This is a genomic window from Pseudomonas sp. LBUM1666 (genome assembly GCF_059695775.1).
Genome location: NZ_CP166789.1, coordinates 5,419,322 through 5,435,214, shown reverse-complemented (window position 1 = coordinate 5,435,214; position 15,893 = coordinate 5,419,322). Strand labels below are relative to the sequence as shown.

The following is a 15,893-nucleotide window of genomic DNA, read 5'->3' as shown; positions in this document are numbered from 1 at the left end:
AGGGGCTGGATCTTGAAGGCTGTAGAAGAACGTATGGCAATCAAATCATGCTGTACGTTTCAACCACTCCACCATCCCCAACCCTGCCGCGCGCCCACTGGCGAAACACGCGGTCAGCAGGTAGCCCCCCGTCGGCGCTTCCCAATCCAGCATTTCCCCCGCGCAGAACACGCCAGGCAGTTGCTTGAGCATCAAACGTTCATCCATCGACTCGAACATCACGCCACCGGCGCTGCTGATGGCCTCGTCCAGTGGGCGGGTTTTCACCAACGTCAGTGGCAACGCCTTGATCGTTTTGGCCAGCAGCGCCGGATCAGCGAAGCTTTCGGCCGGAGTGAGTTCGCGCAGCAACGCCGCTTTCACGCCGTCGATCCCGAGCTGGCTGTGCAGATGTTTAGCCATGGAGCGTGAACCGCGTGGTTTGCTCAGTGCAGCCTGCACTTTATCCACAGGCTTGCCCGGCAACAGGTCCAGGTGAATGGTTGCCGAGGCTTGCTGATTGATGGCTTCGCGGATCGGCGCCGACAAGGCGTAGATCAAACTGCCTTCAATCCCGGTCGCCGTGATCACACATTCCCCGAGCCGCGGCACGTCGTCATTGAGGCCAATGGCGATGTTTTTCAGCGGTGCGCCGGCGAATTTGCTGACCATCAACTCGCTCCAGGCCTGCACCTCGAAGCCGCAATTACTCGGTTGCAGCGGCGCGAGTCCTACGCCGTGCTGTTCCAGTGGCAGCATCCAGGCGCCGTCCGAACCGAGCCGCGACCAGCTGCCGCCGCCGAGGGCCAGTAACGTTGCGTCAGGCTTGACGGTTTTTTCGCCTTCGGGGCTGTCGATGCGCAAGCCACCGCTGTCATCCCAGCCGAGCCAGCGGTGACGGGTGTGGATAACTACGCCGGCATCTCGCAGGCGTTTGAGCCATGCACGCAATAGAGGAGCGGCTTTCATGTCTGTAGGAAAAACCCGGCCGGAGCTGCCGACGAAGGTTTCGATGCCCAGGTCATGAATCCATTGGCACAGCGCATCAGCGCCAAATGACCGCAACAGCGGCGCAATCTGCGGCGCGCGTTCGGCGTAGCGTGAGAGAAACGCCGGGTAGGCTTCGGAATGGGTGATGTTCATGCCACCCACGCCGGCCAGCAGGAATTTTCGCCCCACCGAAGGCATGCCGTCGTACAGATCAACCTTGATCCCGGCCAGGCTCAGCACTTCGGCCGCCATCAAACCGGCGGGGCCGCCGCCGATGATGGCGACGTGAGGGGGGAGGGCGGTCGAAGGCTGAGTCATGGAGTGCGCTGCGGTTTGGCGGGATAAGCGGCGCATTCTACCAGCACAGATCCCTGTGGGAGCGAGCTTGCTCCGGGCGGCGTTCCGACGATGGCGGAGTGTCATTCACCATCGATGTTGAATGATAAATCGCCATCGCGAGCAGGCTCGCTCCCACAGGGGGGGGCTATGTTGTTTTGACGGGCTGGTTAAAAAATAACCACCGCTGTGCAGGGTATACGCAGTCTGGTCTGTAGGAGCTTTCACTCAGGTTATCCACAGGCAGTTCCACAGGCATTGTGGGTAAAGACCCACACCTCAATGACAACCTGATGACTGCCAGACCCGTTGCGCACTGTGATGCAGGATTCCATGACGACGCGCCAACGCCTTGCGGTCCTTGCTGTAGCCTCCACCGATGACCCCGACCACCGGGATATCCCGCCCCAGGCAATGGCGCATAACACTTTCATCCCTGGCGGCGACGCCTTCGTCTGTCAGCTTCAGGTAGCCGAGCGCGTCATCTTTATGCACATCGACGCCGGCGTCGTACAACACGAGGTCAGGTTGGTAGAGCGGCAGCAAATAATTGAGCGCGTCGTCCACCACCTTCAGGTAATCGGCATCGCCCATACCCTTGGGCAGTGGAATGTCCCAGTCACTTTCGGCTTTGCGTGCAGGAAAGTTCTTTTCGCAGTGCAGGGAAACGGTCACCGCTTCCGGGGTGTTGTGCAGGATCCGTGCAGTCCCGTCGCCCTGATGCACATCGCAGTCGAAGATCAGCACCCGATTCACACGGCCGCTTTCCAGCAGGAAATGGCTGATCACCGCTAGGTCATTGAAGATGCAGAACCCGGCAGGATGGTCGTAATGCGCGTGATGGGTGCCGCCGGCCAAGTGACAGGCCAAACCATGTTCCAGCGCCTGCTCGGCCGCCAGCAGCGAGCCGCCAACCGCCCGCACCGTGCGCCGGGCCAGGGCTTCGCTCCACGGCAGGCCGAGACGCCGCTGGTCTTCGCGGGACAACTCGCCGCCCATGTAGCGTTCGATATACGCAGGGTCATGAGCGAGCGCGAGAATCTCTGGCGGGCAGAGGTCGGGGCGCAGCAGGTCAGCGTCCCGGGTCAGTCCGCTGTCCACCAGGTGATCGCGCAGCAGGCGAAACTTGTCCATGGGGAAGCGGTGATCCGCCGGGAACTCGGGACTGTAGTCTTCGTGGTAGATCAGGGGCAGGGGCATGGCTGATTTATACAGGACGGTAGGTAGGAATGAGTGAAGGATCCTACCAGCGATGTAGACTTGCAGCATGGGAACGGGGGAGCACGATGGAACCGATACTGGAACTCGAGAGCGCGCGACTGCTGTTGCGGCAGTGGTGCGATGAGGATTTGCCGGAGTTTGCGGCGATGTGCGCCGATCCACAGGTGATGCGATATTTTCCGGCGCCCTTGAGTCGACTGGAAAGTGCCTCGCTGATCGGACGGATTCGTGGTCATTTTGCCGAGCATGGCTTCGGTCTCTGGGCGTTGGAACGCAAGGACACCGGGGCATTTATCGGTTTTACCGGGCTCGCAGAGGTCGGCTTCGACGCGCGTTTTACCCCTGCCACTGAAATCGGCTGGCGCCTGGCCCGCGAGCACTGGGGCCTTGGCTACGCCAGTGAAGCGGCGTGGACCGCTCTGCGCTGCGGGTTTGACCGGTTGGTGCTGAAAGAAGTCGTGTCCTTTACCAGCGAAACCAACATGCCGTCGCAGAAAGTCATGCAGGCAATCGGCATGCACCATGATTCAGCCGATGATTTCGACCACCCGATGCTCGCGGCCGATCATCCCCTGCGTCACCATGCGCTTTACCGCATCACCCGTGAACAATGGCTGCAAACCTTGCATGGATAAGCCGGCACGGACGTTTACAATGGCTCCCATGGGCCCTGGCCAGAAATTGAATCGACCGTCGCAGCCAAGACTGCGCGGCATGCGTTGTGTGAGGAGAGTCTGAATGAGCCAAGTGTTGGATGATCTGGTTGACCTGCTGACCCTGGAACCGATTGAAGAAAACCTGTTCCGTGGCCGCAGCCAGGACCTGGGTTTTCGTCAGCTGTTCGGCGGTCAGGTGATCGGTCAGTCCCTGTCGGCGGCCAGTCAGACGGTCGAAGAAGCGCGCCACGTGCATTCGATGCACGGCTATTTCCTGCGTCCCGGCGATTCGGCGTTGCCTGTGGTTTATCAGGTTGACCGGGTGCGCGACGGCGGCAGTTTCAGCACGCGCCGGGTGACGGCGATCCAGAAGGGCAACCCGATTTTCACCTGCAGTGCGTCGTTCCAGTACGACGAAGAAGGCTTCCAACATCAGGCCGAGATGCCGGTTGTGGTCGGCCCGGAGAACCTGCCGTCGGAGCTGGAACTCACTCAGCAGCGCGCGCACCTGATCCCCGAGCACATGCGCGAAAAATTTCTGTGCCCGAAACCGATCGAGTTCCGACCGATCACCGAGAAAGATCCCTACAACCCGCAGCCGTCCGATCCGATCAAGTACGTCTGGTTTCGCGCCGACGGTGCCTTGGCCGATTCTCCGGCACTGCATAAATACTTGCTGGCCTACGCCTCGGATTTCGGTCTGTTGACCACGTCGATGCAACCTCACGGCAAGTCGGTCTGGCAGAAAGACATGCAGGTCGCCAGCCTCGATCACGCGCTGTGGTTCCATCAGGATCTACGTGCCGATGATTGGTTACTGTATGCGATGGACAGTCCTTGGGCGGGCAACTCGCGCGGTTTCTCCCGTGGCAGCGTGTTCAATCGTGCCGGGCAACTGGTGGCGTCGGTCACGCAGGAAGGCCTGATTCGCCACCGCAAGGATTGGGCATGAGCCTGGCCGAGGTGCGGCACTGGGTGTTCGACATGGACGGCACCCTGACGGTGGCCGTGCATGACTTCGCGGCGATCCGCGTGGCGTTGGCGATTCCTGCCGAAGACGACATCCTGACCCACCTCGCCGCGCTGCCGGCCGATGAGGCCGCCGCCAAACATGCGTGGTTGCTGGAACACGAACGGGACCTGGCGCTGGGTTCGAAAGCGGCACCGGGCGCGGTAGAGCTGGTGCGCGAGCTGGCCGGGCGCGGTTATCGACTGGGCATTCTCACGCGCAATGCGCGCGAACTGGCACACGTCACGCTGGAGGCGATCGGCCTGGCCGACTGCTTCGCGGTGGAAGATGTGCTGGGCCGTGATGAAGCGCCGCCAAAACCGCACCCCGGTGGTTTGCTGAAGTTGGCCCAGGCCTGGAATGTACCGGCCAGTGAGATGGTAATGGTCGGTGATTACCGCTTTGATCTGGATTGCGGTCGGGCGGCAGGGGCGAGGACGGTGTTGGTGAACCTGCCGGATAATCCCTGGCCGGAATTGACGGATTGGCATGCCGCCGATTGCGTGGTGTTGCGGGAAATGCTTTCGGCTTGAGGGCCCCTTCGCGAGCAGGCTCGCTCCCACATTGGAATGCGGTCATAAGTGGGAGCGAGCTTGCTCCGGGCGGCGATCCGACGATGGCGTCAGCTCAGCCACGATAAAAACTCACTGACCGAACAACGCCTTCTGCCCCTGCGGCGAGTTAAACATCCCATCCCCGTCATGCCCGACCCCGGGCACTTCAATTAGCTGCTGATTCAAACCTTGAGGATGCAGTCGTTTCAGAGAAGCAAAATAATTGCGCCCGCGAGCCAATCGATTGGCTCCCTGAGCTTGGGCCTCACAGCTTTTATCCAACGCGGGATGCTTCGGGTCGATGTCCTGCTGTCCGAGTAGATAAACGACATCGCGTTTGACGTAGTTTTCCTTCAACTGCTTGGCGGTTTGCCCTTCGGCATAGGCGGGTAAATCCGCTAGCCCATATTTCCATCGATTGAAATTCGGGCAACCGGCGTGGCTGAACGCCACTGGCCGTCGTTCATCGAAGTACGCATAAGACGACGGGTTGGCAATGATGTAACGCACCTGTATTTCGGCCGCCTTGAGCGCTGGCTGATCGTGGCCCAGCAACGCGTATCGCTGCACCACCTGAGCGCCGCCGGAGTGACCGGCGATGACAATTTGCTTCACGTCCGGAAACTGTTTTCGATCGCCGATTCGGGCGATGATTTCGTCGAGCGCCGCGTAGGAGCTCAGGGAAAACGGAGCGGTGGATAAACCGCCTGCCATCCAGTCATTACCCTGCCAGCGCAATACGCTGTCAGCCACGGGATGGGCCGCGATGTCGGTTTCATTGAGAAATTGCGGGGCGAGCACCAAGGTAGTCGCGCTTTGCCCGGCCTGCTCGGCCGCGCGCACGGCGCTCTGGCGATAGGTGTCGGCATTGCGCAATCGACCATGGATGATGATCAGCACGCGTTCGATTTTCTTCGGCGCCGGGCCGATACCCACCGCGATTTCACCTGCAGTCAGCAGCAGGCGTCCGGGGCTGACTTCCTTGACCGCATGCTCGGCAGCCTGGGCGCTTGCGCAGGTGATCAGTAGAGCTAACAGCCACTTATTCATTTATAGGTTTTTCGCTGCAAAGGTATCGCACTGGCCGACCTGGCCTTGCGCGAATCCGGTTTTGAACCAGCGCACCCTTTGCGCCGACGTACCATGAGTAAACGAATCCGGCACCACACGACCCTGACCTTGCTGTTGCAAGCGGTCATCTCCGATGGCATTGGCGGCGTTCAAGGCTTCTTCGATGTCACCGGGTTCCAGCCAGTTCAGCCGTTTCTGCGCATTGTTGGCCCAGACTCCGGCCAGGCAATCGGCCTGCAGTTCCTGGCGTACCAGCAAACCACCGTCGCCTTCCATCTGCCGACCCTGTTGGCGGGCGGTCTGAATTTTCGCGGAAACACCGAGCAAGGTCTGCACATGGTGTCCGATTTCGTGAGCGATCACGTAGGCCTGAGCGAAGTCGCCAGCGGCGGAAAAGCGTTGGGACATTTCCTGGAAGAAACTCATGTCCAGGTAGACCTTCTGGTCCGCCGGGCAATAGAACGGGCCGGTCGCCGATGTCGCCAGGCCACAGGCCGAGTTGACGCGGTTGCTGAACAGCACCAGGGTCGGATTCTTATATTGACGACCGGCCTGCTGGAAAATCTGACCCCAGGTGTCTTCGGTATCGCCGAGGATCGAGCGCACGAACTCGGCTCCTTCATCAGTGGCCGGCGGTGCCTTGCGGGTTTGAGTCGGGGCCGGTGCCGATTGCTCGCTCATCTGCCCGGTCAGTTGTCCGAGGATTTGCAGCGGGTCCTGGCCGGTGATCCAGCCGATCCCGACGATCAAGATAATCGCCGTCAGGCTCAGGCCCTTGCCGCCACCAAAGCGCATCCCGCCACCGCCACCGCCGACATCATCTCCACGGGCATCGACCACGTTGTCGCTGCGTCGGCCTTTTTTCCATAGCATGTGGGAACCCTCTGATTGTCCGTGGGATGAGTGTTGCTGCTGAGTGGGAGCGGCGCCAGTCCGGTCGTCCATCTTTTGTTGCGCACAGCAGCCTTCGCGGCAACCTGTGGTGGGTGGCCGGGAGTCTTCCAGACTCGTATTGAACACGGACAACCCATCTAATTCCTTCAGGCGACGAGTTTTTATCGAGCAGGCGACCGCCTGCTTCGAGGGAGTTACCGGTCGAACGCATCCCACACCGGAGCAAAGTCTGGATTGACCTGGCGTTCGCGTTTGGACAAGCCGACGATCAACGCACGGTCTTCGTCATCCAGATTCACGTGGAGCGCCGCCAGGTTGGCCAGTTGATTGACCCAGGATTTTTAGAATTTGATTCCGGAAAACATAGGGGCGTAATCGAGCTCGGCAACCGTTCAATGGGTAAAGCGGGCGGTTATCGGACAGAGGGTTCCAGATTTCTCATTCGGTCGGTTGTCTTCTAGAATCGGACAAATCTTGTGTGGAACCTCCCATGGCCGGCAGTCAGATCGAACGTGTTTTCAGCGTGCTTGAAAGTCTCACCAGTGACCCTCGAGGCCTGCCGATGCAGACGCTGGCGGAGCAACTGGATATTCCAAAAAGCGCGACTCACCGGTTGCTCGCCGAGCTGATTCGGCTGGGTTACGTGCGACAGAATCCGGAGAACCTGCGGTATCACCTGTCGACGAAACTGGTGGCCATGGGTTTCCGTTACCTCTCGGGCAGCGGCGCCGATATTGTTCAGCCGGTGCTTGATCGCCTCGCCCAGGAAACCGGCGAGCTGGTACGGCTTGGGGTGATTGAAGGTGAGCGGCAGATCTGGATCGCCAAATCCCAGGGCGCCCGCTCCGGCCTGCGCTATGACCCGGACATGGGCCGCGATGCGCCTTTGTTTTACACCGCGTCGGGGCATGCGTGGCTGGCGTGTATGAGCGATGCCGAGGCGCTGTCCCTGGTGGAACGGCAGGGTGGCGAGCGGCCGAAGGACCTTGGTCCGAATGCACCGCGTTCCAACATCGAATTGCTGGAGCGCCTGCGTATGGCGCAAGAGCAGGGGTATGCCTGGGTCGAGGAAAGTTCGGCGGTGGGCACCTCGGCGATTGCTGCGGTGGTGCGACATCCGAGTGATGGTCGAGTCATCGGTGTGCTGAGCATCGCCGGGCCCAGCGCGCGGATGCCGGGGGCGCGCCTGCATGAGTTGGCGCCGCTGTTGTTGAGATTTACCGAGGAGCTGTCCGCTGCGAGCCTGGCTTCGGAGCTGTTCAGCTGATCGCTTCCCTAGGAGCAGAGCTCCCACAGAAGCCGTGCGCTGTTCGCACACTTTTTCGGTTTACTTGTGTAGGAATCTGGAACAAGGTTCTAAATTATTGGGGGTCGTCCTTCCTGTAAGAGATGCTTTTAAATAGTTGATGCAAAACACAAGGGATACCGAATGACCGTCAGCACTCCGCTCTCCGGCGTAAACCAACCCTTCAAAGGGATTCTGCTGATCGTCGTTGCGACCTTCCTGTTTTCCAGTCACGACGCCTTGTCGAAATACCTCTCGGGCTTCTACCCGATCGTCATGGTGGTCTGGGCCCGTTATCTGGTTCACACCTTACTGATGGCCGGGATTTTCCTGCCGCAATCCGGGCTGGGTGTCCTACGAACCAAGCGGCCGTTACTTCAGCTGTTGCGGGCGTTGTGCCTGCTGGGCACCAGTCTGTTTTTTACCACCGGCTTGCAGTACATCCCCTTGGCCGAAGCCACGGCGGTCAACTTTCTTGCGCCGGTTCTGGTGACTGCGCTGTCGGTGCCGCTGCTGCGCGAGCACGTCACGCGTGGCCAGTGGATTGCGGTGATTTGCGGATTCATCGGCGTGTTGATCATCGTCCATCCCGGTGGAGAACTCTTTACCCCGGCGGTGTTGCTGCCGCTCTGCTCGGCGCTGTTTTTCTGCTTCTATCAGTTGCTCACCCGCAAGCTCAGCAACATCGACAGCCCGACCACCAGCAACTTTTTCGCCGGGCTGTGCAACACCCTGGTGATGAGCGCGCTGGTGCCATTCTTCTGGCAAGTACCGAGCCTGGGGCATGGATTCATGATGGTGGCGCTGGGCGCCTGCGGGATGACGGCTCACCTGTTTCTGACGCAAGCCTTCCGTCACGCCGCCCCTGCGTTGTTGGCGCCGTTCGGTTATTGCCAGATTGTCTTTGCCGGTTTGCTGGGCTGGTTGCTGTTTTCTCACACGCCGACCCTGACCACCGTGGTCGGGATCGCGGTGATTTGTTGCAGCGGGTTGGCAGCAGCCTGGCAGCAGAGTCGTCGGTGAGAGAAGCAGGGCAGGCCTGGAATCAGGCCTGCCGGGGGAGGGGTTTTACGGAGTGACGGTAGGAATCTTGCGCGGTGCCATGAAGTACATCCAGATCAGCGCGATGAAGTACATCGCCGGAATCATGGTGAACAGCACGGTGTAGTTGTTGTTGGTGATCGTCAGAATGTGGCCGACCAACTGGGTCATGAACATCCCGCCGATGGCTGCACACATGCCACCGAAGCCGAACACCGTACTCATCATGTGTTTAGGCGTGTAGTCCATCACCAGGCTCCAGATGTTCGCGGTCCAGGCCTGGTGCGCACCGATGGCCAGGGAGATGGCGAACACGGCGACCCACAGACTGCTCGAACCCGCCGCCATGATCACGCCGACGATGCAGCAGGCGAACAGAAACATGGACATCAGCCGCGCCTTGATCGCGTTGACGCCGCGGCCGATCAGGAACGAGGACAGGATCCCGCCGCCGACGCTGCCGAAATCGGCAGTGAGGTAAATGATGATCAGCGGGATACCCATCTGGGTCACGTTGATCCCCAGGTTGTATTGCTGATTGAGGAACGGCGGCAGCCAGTAGAGGTAGAACCAGAACACCGGCGCGGTGATCGCGTAAGCCAGGGCGAAGGCCCAGGTGCCACGCATGCGCAGGATTCTCGAGAACGGTACGCGGGATTGTTCCGGCTCTACTTCCTTCTGGATGTAGTCCAGTTCCGATTGTTTAACACTCGGGTGATCTTCCGGGTTGAAGTACTTCAAGCCCCAGAACAGCAACCAGATCCCTCCCAGCGACGCCATGCACAGGAACGCAGCCTGCCAGCCCCACACATGAAGGATCAGCGGCAACAACATGGGGGTGAACATCGCACCGACGTTGGTCCCGGCGTTGAAGATGCCGGTGGCCACGGCGCGTTCGCCGGCTGGGAACCACAACCGGGTGGTCTTCACGCACGCCGGGTAGTTGGCGGCTTCCGTCAGACCCAGAATGAATCGGCAGACCATGAAGCCGACGGCCGAAGTGGCCAGGCCATGGGCACCGGTCGCCAGGCTCCAGAGCAGCACGGCGAAGAAGAACACGCGCTTGACGCCGACCCGATCGATCAACCGGCCTTGCAGCACGAACCCGATGGCGTAGCCGACCTGGAACCAGAAGTTGATGTTGGCGTAGTCCATCGCCGTCCAGCTCATTTCCTTGGCCAGGATAGGCTGCATCACGCCCAGTGCGGCGCGGTCGATGTAGTTCAGGGTGGTGGCGAAGAACACCAGCGCCAGCATGCCCCAACGGGTTTTGCCGACCGCCATCGCGCCGCGGATCTTGTCGCCGATGCCGCCAGTGGCAGGAGTCATGGAGGAACGCTCCACGGGAGAGCTTTGAGAAGGAGTCATGTAGTCCACCGATTATTTTTATGTGGTGTTCTGGGTCTTTGGTAACCGAGACCGATGTGTGTGACCGGGCTCAATGTGGAGTCGATGTTGGGCAGTGGACGAAAAATCGTCAATTCGCCAAGGGCCATTGTGTTCGATAATCGCACGCAAAACTAACTGGGTAGTACACTTTGAATTGCTCATTAAACAACCCGGCTCAATAATTCGCTCATTCTTTTAAAAGCGGCGCAAATTCCCTGTAGCCGAAGCCTCCACCGGGAGTCGAAATATGCAGCGTTCCATTGCCACCGTGTCCTTGAGCGGTACCCTGCCGGAAAAACTTGAAGCCATCGCCGCCGCCGGTTTCGACGGGGTGGAGATTTTCGAGAACGACCTTCTCTACTACGACGGCAGTCCGCGGGAAATTAAACAGATGTGCGCCGATCTCGGGATCGCGATCACGCTGTTTCAACCCTTCCGGGATTTCGAGGGCTGCCGCCGCGACCGCCTGCCGCGCAACCTGGAGCGGGCCGAGCGCAAGTTCGACCTGATGCAGGAACTGGGCACGGACCTGGTTCTGGTGTGCAGCAACGCTTCGGCTGACGCCCTCGGTGATGAACAGATTTTAGTCGACGACTTGCGCCTGCTGGCCGAACACGCCGGTGCTCGTGGTTTGCGGATCGGCTACGAAGCGCTGGCCTGGGGCCGCCACGTGAACACTTATCAACAGGTGTGGAACATCGTCCGTCAGGCCGATCACCCAAACCTCGGCGTATTGCTGGATAGCTTCCACACGTTGTCGCTCAAGGGTGATCCGAGCGCGATTGCCGAGATTCCTGGCGACAAGATTTTCTTCGTGCAAATGGCCGACGCGCCGATCCTGGCCATGGACGTGCTGGAGTGGAGCCGGCATTTCCGCTGTTTCCCGGGTCAGGGCGAATTCGATCTGCCGGGTTTTCTCGCGCCGATCATCAAGAGCGGATACACCGGGCCGTTGTCGCTGGAGATCTTCAATGACGGCTTCCGCGCCGCGCCGCCACGGGCCAATGCCGCCGACGGTTTGCGCTCGTTACTGTACCTGGAAGAGAAAACACGCGAGCGTCTGGCGCAGGAAGCCACGCCACCGGCCACTGTCGACATCCTGTTCGAGACGCCCAAGGCCAGCGAGTACAACGGCGTCGAGTTTCTTGAGTTCGCTGTGGACGAAAGCCTTGGCGCCAAGCTGTCCCATTGGCTGGAGCGGCTGGGTTTCGTCAAAGCCGGCCAGCATCGTTCCAAGAGCGTGAGCCTGCTGCGTCAGGGTGATATCAACCTGATCCTCAACTCCGAGCCTTACTCGTTCGCCCACAGTTTTTTCGAAGCTCACGGCCCATCGCTGTGCGCTACCGCCGTGCGGGTCAAGGACAGTGCCAGCGCTCTGTCCCGGTCCGTGGCTTATAAAGGTCAGCCGTATCGCGGACTGGTTGGCCCCAATGAACTGGAGCTCGCCGCGGTGCGCGCGCCGGATGGCAGTCTGATTTATCTGGTGGACCAGGACGCCGATGTCTACGGCACCGACTTCAATCTGCAACCCACTGCCGTGGCCAGCGGCGGCCTCAAGCGCATCGACCACATGGCCATGGCGCTGCCGGCCGACAGCCTCGACAGTTGGGTATTGTTCTATAAAAGCCTGCTGGATTTCGAAGCCGACGATGAAGTGGTGCTGCCTGATCCGTATGGCCTGGTGAAGAGTCGGGCGCTGCGCAGTCGGGACAGTTCGATCCGCTTGCCGCTGAACATTTCCGAGAACCGCAACACCGCGATCTCACACGCGCTGTCGAGTTATCGCGGCTCCGGCGTGCATCACATCGCTTTCGATTGCGACGACATCTTTGCCGAAGTCAGCCGGGCCAAGGAGGCGGGCGTACCGCTGCTGGATATCCCGCTCAATTACTACGATGACCTTGCCGCGCGGTTCGATTTCGACGACGAGTTCCTCAGCGAACTGGCCTATTACAACGTTCTCTACGACCGCGATGCCCAGGGTGGCGAGCTGTTTCACGTATACACCGAGCCGTTTGAAGGGCGGTTCTTCTTTGAAATTATCCAGCGCAAGAATGGCTATGCGGGTTACGGCGCGGCCAACGTGGCGGTGCGACTGGCGGCCATGGCAAAATCCCGCAGTGGTGCCGTACGTCAGGCAAAGTTGTAGGAAAATCGTAAACACGGGTACAAACCGCCGCCGCGCGGCTTCCTTCACTGTGCGGCGCGGCCCATAATCGCCAACCTGTGCAGTGATGGCCGTGAGCCCGCAATGACGATAACTTCAGAACTCTCCGCAACGCCCGACGAGCCGATTGTCGAGCCGCGCAAGAGTCGCAAGAACAACCCGGAAAAGACCCGCGAGAATATCCTTCAAGAGGCGATTGTCGAGTTCGTCCAGCAGGGGCTTTCCGGCGCTCGCGTCGATGCGATCGCCGAGCGCATCCACACCTCCAAGCGCATGATCTATTACTACTTCGGCAGTAAGGAACAGCTCTACGTCGAGGTGCTGGAGAAACTCTACGGCGATATCCGCAGCACCGAAAACCGTCTGCACCTGGCCGAACTGGCGCCGGTGGAAGCGATTCGGCGGCTGGTGGAATTCACCTTCGATCACCATGATCACAATGTCGATTTCGTGCGTATCGTCAGCATCGAGAACATTCATAACGCTGAATACGTGAAGCGCTCCGATGCGATCAAGGCGATGAACAACACCATCCTCGATTCACTGGGCGAGATTTTGCGTCGCGGTGCTGAGGACGGTGTATTCCGCGCGGGGCTCGAGCCGTTGGATGTGCATCTGCTGATCAGCTCGTTCTGCTTCTATCGCGTGTCGAACCGCCATACCTTTGGTGAGATCTTTCAGATCGACTTGCCGGACGAAAGCATCAAGCAGCGTCATCGCGAGATGATTTGCGAGTCGGTTTTGCGCTATCTGCAGGCCTGATGTGGGGTGAGGGGATTGCTGTGGCGAGGGGGCTTGTCGGAACGCCGCATCGCCCCGTTGGGCTGCGAAGCAGCCCCTAAACTCTCTCAACCTCAGCCATTCATGCTCTGAAAATGCTCAAGCATTCGCTGCGCATCCGGCACCACGCCGCTGAACAATTCAAACGCCTTCACCGCCTGAAACACGGCCATGTTGCCGCCATCCAGCGTTCGGCAACCCAACGCGCGGGCGTTGCGCAGCAGTTCGGTTTCCAGCGGGAAGTAAACGATCTCCGCTACCCATAACTCACCTCGAAGCAGTTCCACCGGCACTGGCATGCCCGGCAGTTTTTTCATGCCCATGGGGGTGGTGTTCACCAGACCGTCAGCCTGGGCCAGGGTGCTTGGCAAGTCATGGCCCGCCACAGCCCGGCCGCCGCCGAAATGTTGATTGAGATTGTCCGCCAGGCTCTGGGCGCGGCTGATCTCCACGTCAAAAATGGTCAGCAGATGTACGCCTTCACTCAATAGGGCATGGGCCACTGCCGCGCCAGCGCCACCGGCACCCATTTGCACGACGCGCTCAAGGGCAACGCCCTTCAAGCCACGACGGAAACCTTCGGCAAAGCCCAGGCAATCGGTGTTATGGCCGATGCGTTTGCCGTCCTTCAGCACGACTGTGTTAACCGCCCCAATGCCGCGGGCTTCCGCAGACAACTCGTCGAGCAGCGGGATGATTGTCTGCTTGCACGGAAAGGTGATGTTCAGGCCGGTGAAGTTCATCCGCTCGGCGGCTATCAACAGGTCGGACAGGGCGCCGCTGTCGAGTTTCAACTGGTCCAGATCGATCAGGCGATAGAGGTAACGCAAACCCTGGGCATCGCCTTCATGCTCGTGCAGCGCCGGGGTGCGAGAAGCCTGGATGCCGGCGCCGATCAGTCCGGCCAGTACAGCGTTGGTCTCAGTCACGGCCTTCACCCCTTCAAACGTTGACTGAAATGCTCCAGCGCCAGGCGATAACCGTGGCTGCCGAAACCGGCCATCACCGCCGTGGCAATAGCCGAAACAAAAGAGTGGTGGCGGAAGGGCTCGCGGGCATGAACGTTGGACAGGTGGACTTCGATCACCGGCAATTCGCTGGCGACCAGGGCATCGCGGATCGCGACCGAGGTGTGGGTCCAGGCAGCCGGGTTGATGACGATCCCGGCGCAGCGTCCGCGCGCGGCGTGAATCCAGTCGAGTAGTTCGCCTTCATGATTGGTCTGGCGAAACTCCACCGCCAGACCGAACTCTTCGGCGGAACGACCGCATAACGCTGAGATGTCGGCCAGTGTTTCGTGGCCGTAAGTCGCCGGTTCACGGGTGCCGAGCAGGTTCAGATTGGGGCCGTTGAGCACCAGAACGATAGGGGGCATCAGGGTCTCTCCACTTTTTATTTTTGGCATTGGCCGAGGGTTTCAGCCTGTGGAGATAAATTGTACTAGCTGGTTAATTTGGTCAATTGAAGAGGCGGTCCGAAGGGTTATTGTGTGCGGTGATCGGACGGTTTCAGCTTTTCAGCGGGGCAAATGCTCCACCAGAAAATCGATGAACGCCCTCAATCGCAGCGGCATATGGCGGCTTTGCGGGTAGAGCAGGGTGAACGGTCGCGAGCGTCCGCCATAAGGCGTGAGCACTTCCACCAGCGAGCCATCGGCCAGTTCGTTTTCGACGATGAAGCGATAGGTCTGGAACAGTCCCGCGCCATGTTTGGCCAGGGTCACGCCGCCCAGCACATCGTCGGAACAACTGAGATTGCCCTCGGCCAAAATCTCCCGGTGCACGCCATTGTCGTTGAACAGCCAGGCAATCCGCCGACCGCTGCTGGGCAATTCGTACTGGATGCACTCGTGCTGTTTAAGATCATCCAGCGTTTGTGGAATGCCCGCGTGCTTGAGGTAGTCAGGACTGGCAATCATCACCAGCGCGGCGTCTTCCAACTGTCGGGCGATCAGGCCGGAATCCGGAATCGCCCGCACGCGGATCGCCATGTCATAGCCTTCGCCGACGAAATCGATGTTGCGATTGCTGATGTGCGACTCGACCTTCACCGCCGGAAAGCGTGCCCGAAAAGCCGGCAACAACGGCAGAATCCGGTGATGGGCATAGGTGGTGGGAATGCTGATGCGCAAGGTCCCGGAAGGCTGTTGCTGCTGACCCATGACCTCACGCTGGGCCTCGACCAGTTGCGCCAGCGCCTGACGGCATTCCTCGTAATACCGCCGACCACTGTCGGTCAGTTTGACGCTGCGGGTGGTGCGGGCGAACAACCGCACGCCCAGCCGTTCCTCCATGCGCGACACCGAGCGGCTCACGGCTGCGGGCGTCACACCAGCCACCAGTGCGGCGGCGGTAAAGCTGCCAGCCTCGGCGGCCAGGCAAAACAGTTCGATGCTGCTCAGTTGAAGATCGTCGAATTGTCGCTGCATGATTGATTACACCGGGGATCAAATGAAGTGTGTGAGTCGTATTTATCAGATGCCTGCACACAGATACAGTGAGTTCGTGATGAGCAGCGGCAA

At 59.9% G+C, this 15,893-nt stretch carries 15 protein-coding genes and 1 pseudogene; 7 read left to right on the top strand and 9 right to left on the bottom strand.

Going from position 1 to position 15,893, the window contains the following annotated elements; genetic code table 11:
• Positions 1-45: 45 nt before the first annotated feature.
• Positions 46-1,287 (bottom strand): TIGR03862 family flavoprotein, encoded by a 1,242-nt coding sequence (locus ACA056_RS25075; RefSeq protein ID WP_497268529.1) that lies wholly within the window; start codon positions 1,285-1,287, stop codon positions 46-48.
• Between the two features lie 297 nt (positions 1,288-1,584).
• On the bottom strand, positions 1,585-2,505 hold the full coding sequence (locus tag ACA056_RS25070) for a histone deacetylase family protein (protein WP_033054220.1): 921 nt from the start codon (positions 2,503-2,505) through the stop codon (positions 1,585-1,587).
• Positions 2,506-2,591: 86 nt separating this feature from the next.
• On the opposite strand from ACA056_RS25070, the gene ACA056_RS25065 reads away from it, so the two are divergent.
• The 3 genes from ACA056_RS25065 (at position 2,592) to ACA056_RS25055 (ending at position 4,724) form a co-directional block, all read left to right on the top strand.
• Positions 2,592-3,161 carry a GNAT family N-acetyltransferase gene (locus ACA056_RS25065; RefSeq protein ID WP_497268527.1) on the top strand — a complete coding sequence of 190 codons (570 nt, stop codon included), beginning with the start codon at positions 2,592-2,594 and terminating at the stop codon, positions 3,159-3,161.
• A 103-nt stretch (positions 3,162-3,264) separates the two neighbouring features.
• Positions 3,265-4,134, top strand: a complete 870-nt coding sequence (gene tesB / locus ACA056_RS25060) for an acyl-CoA thioesterase II (protein ID WP_008149206.1) — start codon at positions 3,265-3,267, stop codon at positions 4,132-4,134.
• Entirely contained in the window at positions 4,131-4,724 is a 594-nt protein-coding gene (locus tag ACA056_RS25055; RefSeq protein ID WP_033054223.1) for an HAD family hydrolase, read from the top strand. Before tesB ends, ACA056_RS25055 begins: the two co-directional genes overlap by 4 nt.
• 111 nt (positions 4,725-4,835) lie before the next feature.
• On the opposite strand, the gene ACA056_RS25050 is transcribed toward ACA056_RS25055, so the two are convergent.
• From ACA056_RS25050 to ACA056_RS25040, 3 genes and pseudogenes are all read right to left on the bottom strand, one after another.
• On the bottom strand, positions 4,836-5,795 hold the full coding sequence (locus tag ACA056_RS25050) for an alpha/beta fold hydrolase (RefSeq protein ID WP_497268524.1): 960 nt from the start codon (positions 5,793-5,795) through the stop codon (positions 4,836-4,838).
• Positions 5,796-6,689 carry a KPN_02809 family neutral zinc metallopeptidase gene (gene ypfJ, locus ACA056_RS25045; protein ID WP_497268522.1) on the bottom strand — a complete coding sequence of 298 codons (894 nt, stop codon included), beginning with the start codon at positions 6,687-6,689 and terminating at the stop codon, positions 5,796-5,798.
• Between the two features lie 215 nt (positions 6,690-6,904).
• Positions 6,905-7,048: pseudogene (locus ACA056_RS25040) on the bottom strand (aldo/keto reductase); the annotation flags it as partial.
• Positions 7,049-7,200: 152 nt separating this feature from the next.
• On the opposite strand from ACA056_RS25040, the gene ACA056_RS25035 reads away from it, so the two are divergent.
• The gene (locus tag ACA056_RS25035; RefSeq protein WP_497268520.1) at positions 7,201-7,977 is read left to right on the top strand and encodes an IclR family transcriptional regulator; all 777 of its coding nucleotides are present in this window, start codon (positions 7,201-7,203) and stop codon (positions 7,975-7,977) included.
• Positions 7,978-8,139: 162 nt separating this feature from the next.
• A complete protein-coding gene (locus ACA056_RS25030) occupies positions 8,140-9,018 on the top strand; it encodes a DMT family transporter (protein WP_008149189.1) in 879 nt (292 codons plus the stop codon).
• A gap of 45 nt (positions 9,019-9,063) precedes the next feature.
• Here the strand turns inward: ACA056_RS25030 and ACA056_RS25025 are convergent, their stop codons facing one another.
• The gene (locus ACA056_RS25025; protein WP_497268518.1) at positions 9,064-10,365 is read right to left on the bottom strand and encodes an MFS transporter; all 1,302 of its coding nucleotides are present in this window, start codon (positions 10,363-10,365) and stop codon (positions 9,064-9,066) included.
• Positions 10,366-10,672: 307 nt separating this feature from the next.
• Here ACA056_RS25025 and quiC point away from each other — a divergent pair, with 307 nt between their 5' ends.
• Both quiC and ACA056_RS25015 read left to right on the top strand, forming a co-directional pair.
• Positions 10,673-12,574 (top strand): 3-dehydroshikimate dehydratase QuiC, encoded by a 1,902-nt coding sequence (quiC, locus tag ACA056_RS25020; protein WP_497268516.1) that lies wholly within the window; start codon positions 10,673-10,675, stop codon positions 12,572-12,574.
• Between the two features lie 102 nt (positions 12,575-12,676).
• Positions 12,677-13,354: a TetR/AcrR family transcriptional regulator gene (locus ACA056_RS25015; RefSeq protein ID WP_497268514.1), complete on the top strand. Its 678-nt coding sequence runs from the start codon at positions 12,677-12,679 to the stop codon at positions 13,352-13,354.
• Positions 13,355-13,446: 92 nt separating this feature from the next.
• Here the strand turns inward: ACA056_RS25015 and ACA056_RS25010 are convergent, their stop codons facing one another.
• The 3 genes from ACA056_RS25010 to ACA056_RS25000 form a co-directional block, all read right to left on the bottom strand.
• Positions 13,447-14,301 (bottom strand): shikimate dehydrogenase, encoded by an 855-nt coding sequence (locus ACA056_RS25010; protein WP_497268512.1) that lies wholly within the window; start codon positions 14,299-14,301, stop codon positions 13,447-13,449.
• A 5-nt stretch (positions 14,302-14,306) separates the two neighbouring features.
• Positions 14,307-14,747: a type II 3-dehydroquinate dehydratase gene (gene aroQ / locus ACA056_RS25005; protein ID WP_497268510.1), complete on the bottom strand. Its 441-nt coding sequence runs from the start codon at positions 14,745-14,747 to the stop codon at positions 14,307-14,309.
• A 141-nt stretch (positions 14,748-14,888) separates the two neighbouring features.
• Positions 14,889-15,800 carry a LysR family transcriptional regulator gene (locus ACA056_RS25000; protein ID WP_497268508.1) on the bottom strand — a complete coding sequence of 304 codons (912 nt, stop codon included), beginning with the start codon at positions 15,798-15,800 and terminating at the stop codon, positions 14,889-14,891.
• Between the last annotated feature and the right edge of the window lie 93 nt (positions 15,801-15,893).

Bases quoted from the DNA above. Each gene is read 5' to 3' on its own strand.
- ACA056_RS25075 (WP_497268529.1), bottom strand. From the start codon at position 1,287: ATGACTCAGCCTTCGACCGCCCTCCCCCCTCACGTCGCCATCATCGGC.
- ACA056_RS25015 (WP_497268514.1), top strand. From the start codon at position 12,677: ATGACGATAACTTCAGAACTCTCCGCAACGCCCGACGAGCCGATTGTC.
- ACA056_RS25030 (WP_008149189.1), top strand. From the start codon at position 8,140: ATGACCGTCAGCACTCCGCTCTCCGGCGTAAACCAACCCTTCAAAGGG.
- ypfJ (WP_497268522.1), bottom strand. From the start codon at position 6,689: ATGCTATGGAAAAAAGGCCGACGCAGCGACAACGTGGTCGATGCCCGT.
- aroQ (WP_497268510.1), bottom strand. From the start codon at position 14,747: ATGCCCCCTATCGTTCTGGTGCTCAACGGCCCCAATCTGAACCTGCTC.
- tesB (WP_008149206.1), top strand. From the start codon at position 3,265: ATGAGCCAAGTGTTGGATGATCTGGTTGACCTGCTGACCCTGGAACCG.
- ACA056_RS25070 (WP_033054220.1), bottom strand. From the start codon at position 2,505: ATGCCCCTGCCCCTGATCTACCACGAAGACTACAGTCCCGAGTTCCCG.
- ACA056_RS25065 (WP_497268527.1), top strand. From the start codon at position 2,592: ATGGAACCGATACTGGAACTCGAGAGCGCGCGACTGCTGTTGCGGCAG.
- ACA056_RS25025 (WP_497268518.1), bottom strand. From the start codon at position 10,365: ATGACTCCTGCCACTGGCGGCATCGGCGACAAGATCCGCGGCGCGATG.
- ACA056_RS25050 (WP_497268524.1), bottom strand. From the start codon at position 5,795: ATGAATAAGTGGCTGTTAGCTCTACTGATCACCTGCGCAAGCGCCCAG.
- ACA056_RS25000 (WP_497268508.1), bottom strand. From the start codon at position 15,800: ATGCAGCGACAATTCGACGATCTTCAACTGAGCAGCATCGAACTGTTT.
- ACA056_RS25035 (WP_497268520.1), top strand. From the start codon at position 7,201: ATGGCCGGCAGTCAGATCGAACGTGTTTTCAGCGTGCTTGAAAGTCTC.
- quiC (WP_497268516.1), top strand. From the start codon at position 10,673: ATGCAGCGTTCCATTGCCACCGTGTCCTTGAGCGGTACCCTGCCGGAA.
- ACA056_RS25055 (WP_033054223.1), top strand. From the start codon at position 4,131: ATGAGCCTGGCCGAGGTGCGGCACTGGGTGTTCGACATGGACGGCACC.